Raw genomic sequence first — 10,668 nt, forward strand, 5'->3', positions numbered from 1 at the left:
GCAGCCCGTCGGCGGTGTACCGCTTGACCGCGCCGGAGCTCAGGTGCATGACCTCGGCGGCCTCCGCGACGCTGAGCTGCCACTGCAGCCGCATCACCACCGCCTCGCGCTCCCTCGGCGGCAGCTCGGCCAGCGCCGCGCGCACCGCCAGCGCGTCGGCGACCTGCGCGGAGACGTCCGGGCGCTGGCTGGGCAGCTCGGCGTGGCCGGAGTCGTCCTCGGCGACCAGCCGCTGCCGGTCCGGGATCACCGAGCGCAGCTCGCGGTTGACCTCGTTGCAGGTCGCGGTGAGCAGGTAGGCGTCCAGGTTGCTGATCTCCGGGCTGTCCTGCCGCTGGCGGCGCAGCACCTTCTCGAAGGCGCGCTGCACGACGTCCTCGGCGCGCCCGTGGTCGCCGACCTTGCGCGCGGCGTAGCGGACCAGCATCGGCATCCGGTCGCGGTAGGCCTGCACCAGCCGGCGCTCGAACTCCTCGGCCAGCGCCCTGGACACCCGCCGGATGCCCGCCCGCCCGGGCGGCACCAGGCCGAGGACGGTGCCGTCACCCTGGTCGGCGAGCCGCACGAGCAGCGTTCCGAACCGCGCCTCATCCTCGGACAGCTCGATCTCGGCCATGTTCGCCCCCTTCGCCCCCGATTATGACGTGTCGACGAGCCCGAGCAGGCGGGCCGGGGTGTCGTGCACGACACGGCGCAGGAACCCGACGCCCAGCCTGTCGTCCTCGGCGGCCCAGGCGTGGATCGCGCGCAGTTGCTCGGCGTAGGCGTAGGGCAGCGAGGGGTAGTCGGTGCCGAGCACCACCCGGTCGGCCAGGCCGTCGGCGGCCAGCCGGGCCGGCCAGTCCGGGGGAAGCGGCATCAGCGGCTCGATGAACGCGGTGCCCACCATGGTGGTGTCCAGGTACACCCGCTGGTGGCGGCGCACCAGGTCGAGCGCGGCGTCGTACTCCGGCATGCCGGCGTGGGCGAGCACGGTGGTCAGTGTGGGGTGCGCGTCCAGGACCTCGGCGAACACGTCGAGGCCCGTGTGATCGCCCCGCAGCGGCCCGTGCCCGCAGTGCACGACCACTGGGACGCCGGCCTCGGCGAGCAGCCCCCAGGCGGGCGTGAGCAGCGGGTCCCTCGGGTCGAACGCGCCGACCTGGACGTGCACCTTGACGCAGCGCGCGCCGGCGTCCAGCGCCTTGCCGAGGTAGTCGAGCACACCTGGTTCGGGGTAGAGCGTGGCGGTGGGCAGCGCGGCCGGGGTGCGCTCGGCAAAGTCCAGCACCCAGTCGGTCAGCCAGGCCGCCATGTCCGGCTTGTGCGGGTAGACCAGCGGCGCGAACCGCAGCACGCCGAGCCGGCGCAGCACGTCCACCCTGGTCGGCTCGTCGAACCGGTAGGTGATCGGCCAGTTCATGCCGTAGTGCCGGCCGCCCTCGTCGAAGTACGCCCACACCTTGCGGAGCACCCGCTCGGGCAGGAAGTGCACGTGCATGTCCACCAGCCCGGGCAGCCCCAGCTCGGCCGTCCACCTCGGCACGTCGGCGTCGTCACGCGGCGGCTCCGGCAGCCCCGCCGTCAAGCTGTAACACCTGCCTCGCCGCGCTCGGCGTGCATGGCGTTCGCACGGGTCGGGCAGCACTTGCGTCGTGGGCTCACGCCATGCCCTTGGCGCGGCGGCCAAGGACCCGCCTGATCTCCCGCTCCGCGTCGCGTTTGGCCAGGTCCTGGCGCTTGTCGTGGGACCTCTTGCCGCGCGCGAGGGCCAGCTCGACCTTCACCTTGCCGTCCGTGAAGTACATCCGCAGCGGCACCAGGGTGAGCCCGCCCTCCCGGGTCTTGCCGATCAGCCGCTCGATCTCCGAGCGGTGCAGCAGCAGCTTGCGGGTGCGCCGGGCCTCGTGGTTCGTCCAGCTGCCCTGGACGTACTCCGGGATGTACACGTTGCGCAGGAACACCTCGCCGTCGTCCACCGTGGCGAACGCGTCGACCAGTGACGCCCGGCCCAGGCGCAGGCTCTTGACCTCGGTGCCGACCAGCATGATGCCGGCCTCGTAGGTGTCCAAGATGGTGTAGTCGTGCCGCGCCTTGCGGTTCGACACGATCACCTTCTGCCCCTGCTCGCGCATACCGATCAGTCTAGGCGCCGCCCTGACCCGGGCCGGAGCCGGCGACCGACGTCCCCGAGAGGGTCCGAGCGTGAAGATCGCCACATTTCTGGGATGCTTGATATACCTGACAACTGGACGGACGCCCAGCTGGCGAGCCGGCGGACGGTGGCAGGCCAGGTGCTGAGCTTTGCCGTCGGCAAGGTGACGTTGGAGTTCAGCGGCGAGGTCAAAGCGGGTCGCGGGCGGCAGCGGCGGCGCGAAGTTCTGGGTGCTGACCGCCGACGCCAAGGCCGAGCGTTCGGCGGGGGCGCCGCGGCGAGGCGCTGGACGCCGCCCGGAAGGCGGTCAGGCGGCACAGGGAGCTGGTCGGCCGGGACCCCGCCCACGAGCCCGCCCTCGCCGCCGCGCTGAACAGCCTCGCCAACCGGTACGCCACCGCGGGTTGGCGAGACGAGGGGCTCGCGGTCGCCCGGAAGACCGTCGAGCTGTACCGGCGGCTGGCCGCGAACAACCCTGACGCCCACCTGCACAGCCTGGCCACCACGGCGCACAACCTGGTCACCGACCTGCGCAAGGCGGGACGCCCCGGGGAAGCCCACGCCCTCGCCCGGGAGGCCGAGCGGTACTACCTCGAGCTGGGCGTCACCGCCCCGGCCTCGCTCGGACCGAAGACCGACGGACCGGGCGGCTGAACCCCGAGCGCGCGCCGGTTCGCGATCGCACACGATCACCGGCAAACGCCCCGTGCCGGTCATGCCGTGGGATAACGCTGGTCGGCGTGACGGGGTGGGGCGGGATACGGACGGACGCCGAGCGCGGCGCCCTTGCGGGCCGAGCGTCCCTCGGCGGGGCGGCGCTGGCCGCGTTGCTGCTGCTCACGGGCGTGGCCTACGTGGCATGGGGCCCGTCCGAGGAGACGGACGCGCCGGCGTTGGTCGGCCCTGCGCTGGCTCGCGTCGAGCCCGCTCAGGAGGACGACGGCCGCGACGGCAACAACGGCGGGCCGCCCTGTACGAAGGTGCTCACCGACGTGGCGAGCCTGGCCAGCACGCTGTCCGCCGCCGGCCCGAGCGACGTGACCTGCATCCGGGGCGGGAGCGGCGCCACCCCTCAGCGCTCCCAGAACGGGCCGACCAAGCAGCTGCGCATCTGGCTGACCGGCTACTCGTGGCAGGACAACACGCCGCCGGGCTCGGCCAAGGTCAGCCAGCCGGTGCTGCACAAGGAGGCCGGCGGGGAAGGCACCTTCGACGACCCGATCACCGTCGCGGTGCCCGGCAAGGGCGGCGGGATCTTCAAGTCCGGCGCCAAGTTCTACCTGCCCACCGTGCAGCGGTACGTGATCGTCGAGGACACCGGCGCCAGCGCCGCCCCGTCCGGGCAGGACGGCCACCTGGACATGTGGATCGGCGGCAAGGGCGGCACCCGGAGCGCCACCGACGCGTGCATGGACAAGATCACCGCCAAGGGCGTCCCCGCCGAGCACAACCCGCCGCCGGACCGTCCCGTGATCAAAGGCCCGATCTACGCCGACAACCGCTGCAACATTCCCGGCGGCCGCTCCCGCAACTAGTGCCGCTAGAGCCGCACGTACAGCCGCAGCGTCACGTACCCGGTGATGGACGCGATGCCGATGCCGAGCAGGAACAGCCACGGCGAGACCGCGAGGATGTCCGTGTACTGCAGCGTCGGGACCACCCCGTTGCCGAAGCCGCTGGAGATCGCCGAGTCCAGGAACAGCGCCTTGCCGGCCAGCAGGCTGCCCACCGCGAGCGCCGTGCCGACCACCCCGGTCACCGCCGCCTCCAGCAGGAACGGCAACTGTGTGTACCACCGCGTGGCGCCGACCAGCCGCATCACGCCGACTTCCGTTCGTCGGTTGTACGCCGAGAGCTGCACCATGTTGGAGATCAGCAGCGCGGCCGCGACCACCTCGATCAGCGCCAGCGCGAACACCACGTCCCGGACCGTGCGCAGGAAGCTGAACAGCCGCTCCACCACGTCGCGCTGGTCGGTGATCGACTTGACGCCGACCTTGCCCTGCAGCAGCTTGCGCAGCCCATCGGTGTCGTTCGGGTTCACCAGCTTGACCCGCAGCGACGCCGGCAGCCCCTGCGGGCGGGCCAGCGCGGCCAGCGTCTGGCCCTGGAACAGCCGCTGGAACCGGGCGAACGCGTCCTGCTGGTTCTCGAAGGTCACCGACTGGACCAGCGGCGAGGCCTTCAGCTCGTCGCGCAGCCCGGCGCAGATGCTCTGCGAGCAGTCCTGGTCGCGGGTGGAGACGTCCAGGGTGAGGGAGACGACCAGCTCGAGACGGTCGCCGTAGAGGTCCTGGGTCTCGTCGATGGTGTGCACCGCGAGCAGCCCGGTGCCGAGCAGCCCCAGCGAGACCGCGGTGGTCAGGATCATCGCGATCGTCATCGTGACGTTGCGTCGCAGGCCGGTGATGACCTCGCGGAAGACGAAGTTGAATCGCATGTGGTCTGACCTTCTCGAAACCTCGGACGGACGGGCGCTGCTGGTGGGTGCGTCAGCGGCCCACGCCGTAGACCCCCCTCGTCTCGTCGCGGATGACCTTGCCGAGATCCAGCTCGACCACCCGCCTGCGCATCGAGTCGACGATGGAGTGGTCGTGGGTGGCCATCAGCACCGTCGTCCCGGTTCGGTTGATCCGCTCCAGCAGCAGCATGATGTCCTGGCTGGTGTCCGGGTCGAGGTTCCCGGTCGGCTCGTCGGCCAGCAGCACCAGCGGCCGGTTCACGAACGCCCTGGCCACCGCCACGCGCTGTTGCTCGCCGCCGGACAGCTCGTTGGGCATCCGGCCGGCCTTGCCCTCCAGCCCGACCAGCTCGAGCACCTCCGGCACCACCTTCTGCACCGTCCGCGCCGGCTTGCCGATCACCTCGAGGGCGAACGCCACGTTCTCCGCGACCGACTTGTTCTGCAGCAACCTGAAGTCCTGGAACACGCAACCCACCCGCTGGCGCAGCCTCGGCACCTTGCGCCGGGGCAGCTTGGCCACGTTCCAGTCGGAGACGAACACGTTGCCCTTGGTGGGCACGTCCTCCCGCAACAGCAGCCGCAGGAACGTCGACTTGCCCGACCCCGACGGCCCGATCAGGAAGACGAACTCGCCCTTCCCGACGTCCACCGAGACGTCGTCCAACGCGGGTCGGGTGGACGTCTTGTAGGACTTGGAGACCTTCTCCAGGCGAATCACGGGTGGCGAGCCTACTCGCCCCGGATCGGCCGACCCGCCGCCGACCCGCCGTCACCGGGTGCCGCCACTACCGCCCATCACCCCTCTCACCTCACCGTGCGTGATCATTCAACCGGTCGGACTCCGCACAGCGTGACCGTCCGTGACAAAGGCGGCCGGTCTCACCCGAACCGCCCATCCAGCTCGCTCCGAGCCGATACCGTCACCTCCCATGGCGAACGGCCCCGGCACGCCGCCGGACCCGGCACAGCTACGGGTCGAGCCGGAACGCGTGATGGCGGCGATGAGACTCCTCGTCGCCGAGTCCGACCGCCTGCTCGACTCCGCCCGCCGCGCCCGCCTGCAAGCCCCCTGGGTCGGCCCGTGCGGCGCCGACCCGGTCTCCCGTGACGCCGCCGCCGCCTTCAACCACCGCATCGACCTCCTGGTCGACCAATGCCACCGCTACGCCGCCGACCTCCGCGCCGCCGGCCACGCCCTGGCCCGCACGGCAAGGGACTACGGCCACACCGACGCCGAGATCGAAGCCGCCCTCCGCCACACCCACCCCTGACCGCCCGCGCCCTGACCGCCGGCCGCCCGCACACCCACTTCGTGCGCCACACACCTGCTGCAGCGCGTGTGCCGGGGACGAAGTGGGTGTGCGGGCGGTCATCTGTTGAAGGCGCGGAGGATGCGGGCGACGACGGGGGCGAAGTCGCGGAGGTCGTGCCAGGTCCAGCGGGTCACCTCGAGGTGGTTGTCGCGGAGGCGGTCCTCGCGGAGTTTCTCCTCGAAGACGGCGTCGCCGGGGGTTTCGCCGGGGCGGAGGAGGCGGCCGTACTTGATGCGGCCGTCGAACTCGCCGACCGTGCGAAACTCGGGCCAGGCGAAGTCGACCCGCGCGATCGACATCCCGTCCCGGCGTACCTCCCATTGCGGCACCGGCGCGGGCAGCCCGGCACGGCTCAGTGCCACCCGGCTGCGGGACTCGCCGACGCTCTCGCTGCGCCCGTCCGCGAACGCCACCACCCGGCGCGCGGCGGGGCTACCGCGCCATCCGGCCGCCCGGTCGACCGCGACGCCCATGCCGGCCTCGTCCACCAGCCCCAGCCGCAGGGCGGCGTCGGCGATCGCAACCGCCGAGGCGAACGGCAACGACCGCGCCAGGTCGACGACCGTGCGTGCCGGGGAGGTCACCGCCATCCCGGTCACCTCGACGATCTCCTCGGCCGTCAGCGGCGCGGCGTGCAGGTGCACCGTCGCGCCGATCCGCCCGCCGGTGCGCTGGGCGCGCGTCAGGTGCACCCGCCCGAGCGGAACCGACCAGGTCGGCAACCCGAGCAACACGGCCGCCGAGGCATGGCTGACCACCGATCCGGCCCCGGCGTCCGGCAGCGCGGCGGCGATGAGCAGCGCATGCCGAGCGGCGGCATCGCCCAGCCGGGCATCGTCGCCGGCGACGTAAGCACCCCGCCGAACCGACGCCAGCTCCCCCACCCGAAGCCCCCGCCGAAGCTCCCCGTCCGTATACCCCGCGGCGACCAACGACCGCCGCAACTCCACCCCACCCAGCTCCACCCCCGCAGCATCCCGCCGCCCCGCCCGCCGCGGGCGCCCCCGCCCGCCCACCTGTGGACAACTCGCCACCCGTGGACAACTCGCCGCCGCACACCCACTTCGTGCTCAGCACACCTGCTTCAGCGCATGTGCGGCGCACGAACCGGGTGTGCGAGCGAAGGCCGGGGCCGAGGTGGTCAGGGGCAGGCGGCGGTGTCGTGCACGGGGCAGTGGAGTTCGACCACGTCGGCGGCGAGGGGGAGCTCGCGGTAGGGGCCGTGGGACTGCAGGCCGTGCTCGGCCAGCACGGCGTCCACGGTCAGCCACGGGTCGGCCGGGTCCCCGTCCGTGCGAGCCAAAGTGACCACCGCGCCCCGCTCCTCGGCCGGCACCTCGCCCAGCTCCAGCCCGGGTCCCGGGTCAACCCCCGGAGCCAACGGCACCCCCACCATGACGTCGATCTTCGACCCATCCGGCCGTCCGTAATAAACGCGGACGCCGGCCGCCGCCAGCCGCCCGGACAACGCGGCGACCATGGCGCCGATCTCGCTGGCGTCGTTCACCTCGCCGCTGACCTGCGCGAGCCGGAGCGCGGGCAGCGGCTCCAGGCGGAGTGTGTCGGAAGACATGGTCAGCCCCTCCTCGATCGATCGGAGCCGCCGCGCCACCTCGGCCAGCCGCCGGGTGTCGGACTCGATGCGCCGCTCCAGCTCAGCTTCGCGCAGCCGGAGCATGCCCCGCAGCGCCTCGACGGAGATCCGGTCGTCCAGCGCCGCCCGGCACTGGTCGAGCGTGAACCCCAGCTCCTTGAGCGCGACCACGCCGTTCACCCGTCCGACCTGCGAGGCCGCATACCAGCGATAACCGGTGGCCTCATCGACCCGTTCCGGCACGACCAAGCCCACCGCGTCGTAATGCCGCAACATCCGGACCGAGACCCGGGTGCGGGCAGCAAGCTCTCCGATGCTCAACATGACGCGCCCACTACACGCCATGACACCGTGTCAGGGTCCAGCTAGCTCGCGGCCGTCTCGCGCTGCCGGCGCCAGCGGATGCCGGACTCCAGGAAGCCGTCGATGTCGCCGTCCAGCACCGCGGTGGGGTTTCCCACCTCGTGGTCCGTACGCAGGTCCTTGACCATCTGGTACGGGTGCAGCACATAGGAGCGCATCTGGTTGCCCCAGCTCGAGCCGGTGTCCTTGAGCGCATCCATCTTGGCCTGCTCCTCCTGGCGCTGCCGCTCCAGCAGCTTGGCCTGGAGCACGGCCATCGCGGTGGCCTTGTTCTGCAGCTGCGAGCGCTCGTTCTGGCAGGAGACGACGATCCCGGTCGGGATGTGGGTCAGGCGCACGGCGGAGTCGGTGGTGTTCACGCCCTGGCCGCCGGGGCCCGACGAGCGGTAGACGTCCACCCGCAGGTCCTTCTCGTCGATCTCCACGTGGTCGGTGGACTCCACCACGGGGGCCACCTCGACGCCGGCGAACGAGGTCTGCCGGCGGCCCTGGTTGTCGAACGGCGAGATGCGGACCAGCCGGTGGGTGCCCTGCTCGACGGACAGGGTGCCGTAGGCGAACGGGGCGTGCACCGCGAACGTGGCCGACTTGATGCCGGCCTCCTCGGCGTAGGACGTGTCGTAGACGTCCACCGGGTACTCGTGGCGCTCGGCCCAGCGCAGGTACATCCGCATCAGCATCTCGGCCCAGTCGGCGGCGTCCACCCCGCCGGCCTCGGACCGGATGGTGATCAGCGCGTCGCGCGGGTCGTACTCGCCGGAGAGCAGGGTGCGGACCTCCAGCGAGCCGATCTCGGAGCGCAGCCGGGCGCGCTCGGCGTCCGCGTCGGCCATCGCCTTGGCGCCCTCCTCGCCCTCGTCCTCCTCGGCCAGCTCGTAGAGCACCGGGAGGTCGTCGAGGCGGCGGCGGATGTCGGTGACCTGGCGCAGCTGGGCCTGTGCCCGGGACAGCCGGCTGGTCACCTGCTGGGCGTGCTCCTGGTCGTTCCACAGGTCGGGCTGGCCGGCCTGCTCGGAGAGCTCCTCCACGTCCGCGCGCAGCTTGTCCACGTCCAGCACGGCCTCGATCCCGTCGAGGGTGCTGGACAGGTTCTTCAGTTCGGCTGCGACGTCGAGGTTCACAACGCTCCAGGGTACGACCCCGGGCGGTCAGTCCGTCGGGACGGTGTCCAGGAGGGCCAGCACGGCGCGGTTGTGGGCCACCGCGAACTCGGCGACGGCTCGGGCGTAGGGGTCGGCCTGGGAGTTGGCGGCGTGCTTGGCGGCCTCCTCGGCGCGGGCCAGGCGCTCCAGGTACGTCTTCTGGCCCTGGGTGACCAGGGCGGTCCGCTGGCGCTTGGTGAGCGAGCCGGCGTGCAGCAGGCGCAGGATGAGCGGGCTGCGCAGCTGGTCGGAGCCGTCCCCGGCGGTCAGCCAGGTCTTGAACGCGCGCTTGCCGGCCGGGGTGAGGACGTACTGCTGGGACGAGCGCGGGCCCTGTTGACCCAGCCGCAGCAGGCCGGAGTCGACCAGCGCGGGCAGCTCGCGGTAGACCTGGCTGCGGGTCACCGAGAAGAACGTGCCGAACCGCTCGCCGGCCGCCGAAACGAGCTGGCCGCCGGTCATCGGGCCGCCGTGCAGCAGGCCGAGCAGGGCCGCCGCGGTGGCGTTCACCGGGGTCGCCGCGTTCACGTTGGTCACACGATCACCGTGCCACGGTCCTCCCAACGCTGTCCACAGTGGCCCACCCACCTCGGTGACCACCCCCGCAGCGGGTCCTATACTCCCGCCAGACGCGGGGGCTGGGGACGCGGGTACGTAAGCAACGATCAGGAGCGCCCAATGGCCGGATTCCTGGCCCGCAGGCTTGTCAACTACCTGGTGCTGTGCGTGCTGGCCACCTTCCTGGCGTTCGCGCTCGCCTCGCTGACCTTCCGCCCGCTCGACCAGCTCGCCCAGCGCCAGCCACCGCCGCCGGCCAGCACCATCGAGGCGAAGAAGCTGGAGCTGCACCTGGACCTGCCGATCCCGCAGCGGTTCGGCAACTGGGCGGCCGGGGTGGCGCACGGCGACTTCGGCAACACGGTGGCCAGCGCCCCGATCAACGCCGAGCTGTGGCGCCGGGCCGGCATCAGCCTGCGGCTGTTCCTGGCCGGCACGGTGATCGGCGTGATCGCCGGCGTGCTCATCGGGGTGACCAGCGCGATCCGGCAGTACCGGGTGTCCGACCACCTGGCCACGTTCTTCTCGTTCCTGATCCTGTCCACCCCGGTGTTCGTCATCGGCACCCTGCTCAAGGTGCTGTGGCTGCCGGTCAACCAGGCCGCCGGCACCCAGCTGCTGTACTTCAACGGCGAGTCCACAGCGGGGTTCAGCGGCGGCTTCGGCGAGGGCCTGCTCGACCGGCTCCAGCACCTGGTGCTGCCGACCGTCGCGATCGCAATCAGCATGGCCGCGTACTACAGCCGCTACCAGCGCAGCGCCATGCTCGACGTGCTGGGCAGCGACTTCCTGCGCACCGCCCAGGCCAAGGGCCTGACCAGGCGACAGGCGCTGTTCAAACACGGCCTGCGGACCGCGCTGATCCCGATGGCCACGCTGTTCGCGTTCGGGTTCGGGCTGCTGGTCACCGGCGGGGTGTTCACCGAGCGGATCTTCGGCTGGTTCGGCATGGGCGACTGGCTGATCGTCGGCGTGCAGACCCAGGACGCCAACATCATCGCCACCGTGACGCTGTTCATCGCCGTGCTGGTGCTGTTCTCCGGCTGGCTGTCCGACGTCATCTACGCCGCGCTCGATCCCAGGGTGCGGGTGCGGTGAGG

General features: G+C 71.8%; 13 protein-coding genes and 1 pseudogene. 5 read left to right on the plus strand and 9 right to left on the minus strand.

From position 1 onward, the window contains the following. From N912_RS64200 to smpB, 3 genes are all read right to left on the minus strand, one after another. Positions 1–616 (minus strand): RNA polymerase sigma factor (locus N912_RS64200; protein ID WP_028927536.1); only part of this gene is annotated, 616 nt, incomplete at its 3' end. Between the two features lie 21 nt (positions 617–637). Continuing rightward, positions 638–1,567 carry an amidohydrolase family protein gene (locus N912_RS0144480; RefSeq protein ID WP_028927537.1) on the minus strand — a complete coding sequence of 310 codons (930 nt, stop codon included), beginning with the start codon at positions 1,565–1,567 and terminating at the stop codon, positions 638–640. 73 nt (positions 1,568–1,640) lie between these two features. Then, the gene (gene smpB, locus N912_RS0144485) at positions 1,641–2,114 is read right to left on the minus strand and encodes an SsrA-binding protein SmpB (protein ID WP_037069930.1); all 474 of its coding nucleotides are present in this window, start codon (positions 2,112–2,114) and stop codon (positions 1,641–1,643) included. 293 nt (positions 2,115–2,407) lie between these two features. Here smpB and N912_RS67165 point away from each other — a divergent pair. From N912_RS67165 to N912_RS64210, 3 genes and pseudogenes are all read left to right on the plus strand, one after another. Further along, positions 2,408–2,461 (plus strand): annotated as a pseudogene (locus tag N912_RS67165) (hypothetical protein); the annotation flags it as partial. Next, positions 2,459–2,788 carry a tetratricopeptide repeat protein gene (locus N912_RS67170; protein WP_425415395.1) on the plus strand — a complete coding sequence of 110 codons (330 nt, stop codon included), beginning with the start codon at positions 2,459–2,461 and terminating at the stop codon, positions 2,786–2,788. The pseudogene N912_RS67165 and the gene N912_RS67170, both read left to right, overlap by 3 nt. An 86-nt stretch (positions 2,789–2,874) precedes the next feature. Beyond that, on the plus strand, positions 2,875–3,669 hold the full coding sequence (locus N912_RS64210) for a hypothetical protein (RefSeq protein WP_051581658.1): 795 nt from the start codon (positions 2,875–2,877) through the stop codon (positions 3,667–3,669). Between the two features lie 5 nt (positions 3,670–3,674). Here the strand turns inward: N912_RS64210 and ftsX are convergent, their stop codons facing one another. Beyond that, positions 3,675–4,574 carry a permease-like cell division protein FtsX gene (gene ftsX / locus N912_RS0144500; protein WP_028927540.1) on the minus strand — a complete coding sequence of 300 codons (900 nt, stop codon included), beginning with the start codon at positions 4,572–4,574 and terminating at the stop codon, positions 3,675–3,677. Between the two features lie 52 nt (positions 4,575–4,626). Continuing rightward, positions 4,627–5,316, minus strand: coding sequence for a cell division ATP-binding protein FtsE (gene ftsE / locus N912_RS0144505; RefSeq protein ID WP_028927541.1), 690 nt, complete (start codon positions 5,314–5,316; stop codon positions 4,627–4,629). 211 nt (positions 5,317–5,527) lie between these two features. Between ftsE and N912_RS0144510 the strand changes: the two genes are divergently transcribed. After that, a complete protein-coding gene (locus tag N912_RS0144510) occupies positions 5,528–5,869 on the plus strand; it encodes a WXG100 family type VII secretion target (RefSeq protein ID WP_028927542.1) in 342 nt (113 codons plus the stop codon). Positions 5,870–5,967: 98 nt separating this feature from the next. Here the strand turns inward: N912_RS0144510 and N912_RS0144515 are convergent, their stop codons facing one another. From N912_RS0144515 to N912_RS0144530, 4 genes are all read right to left on the minus strand, one after another. Next, on the minus strand, positions 5,968–6,876 hold the full coding sequence (locus N912_RS0144515; RefSeq protein WP_051581659.1) for a hypothetical protein: 909 nt from the start codon (positions 6,874–6,876) through the stop codon (positions 5,968–5,970). Positions 6,877–7,052: 176 nt separating this feature from the next. Further along, complete coding sequence (locus N912_RS58570) at positions 7,053–7,829, minus strand: MerR family transcriptional regulator (RefSeq protein WP_064745563.1); 777 nt, start codon at positions 7,827–7,829, stop codon at positions 7,053–7,055. Between the two features lie 41 nt (positions 7,830–7,870). Continuing rightward, entirely contained in the window at positions 7,871–8,989 is a 1,119-nt protein-coding gene (prfB, locus tag N912_RS0144525; protein WP_028927544.1) for a peptide chain release factor 2, read from the minus strand. Positions 8,990–9,016: 27 nt separating this feature from the next. Next, positions 9,017–9,538: a PadR family transcriptional regulator gene (locus N912_RS0144530; RefSeq protein ID WP_028927545.1), complete on the minus strand. Its 522-nt coding sequence runs from the start codon at positions 9,536–9,538 to the stop codon at positions 9,017–9,019. A 150-nt stretch (positions 9,539–9,688) separates the two neighbouring features. Here N912_RS0144530 and N912_RS0144535 point away from each other — a divergent pair, with 150 nt between their 5' ends. After that, positions 9,689–10,666, plus strand: coding sequence for an ABC transporter permease (locus N912_RS0144535; protein WP_028927546.1), 978 nt, complete (start codon positions 9,689–9,691; stop codon positions 10,664–10,666). Positions 10,667–10,668: the final 2 nt, after the last annotated feature.

It is taken from the genome of Actinospineispora acaciae DSM 45401, from assembly GCF_000620785.1.
GTDB classification, from domain to species: Bacteria; Actinomycetota; Actinomycetes; order Mycobacteriales; family Pseudonocardiaceae; genus Pseudonocardia; species Pseudonocardia acaciae.

Excerpts from the sequence above, each read along its gene's own strand:
- smpB (WP_037069930.1), bottom strand. The coding sequence starts at position 2,114 with ATGCGCGAGCAGGGGCAGAAGGTGATCGTGTCGAACCGCAAGGCGCGG.
- ftsX (WP_028927540.1), bottom strand. The coding sequence starts at position 4,574 with ATGCGATTCAACTTCGTCTTCCGCGAGGTCATCACCGGCCTGCGACGC.
- N912_RS0144510 (WP_028927542.1), top strand. The coding sequence starts at position 5,528 with ATGGCGAACGGCCCCGGCACGCCGCCGGACCCGGCACAGCTACGGGTC.
- N912_RS58570 (WP_064745563.1), bottom strand. The coding sequence starts at position 7,829 with ATGTTGAGCATCGGAGAGCTTGCTGCCCGCACCCGGGTCTCGGTCCGG.
- N912_RS0144535 (WP_028927546.1), top strand. The coding sequence starts at position 9,689 with ATGGCCGGATTCCTGGCCCGCAGGCTTGTCAACTACCTGGTGCTGTGC.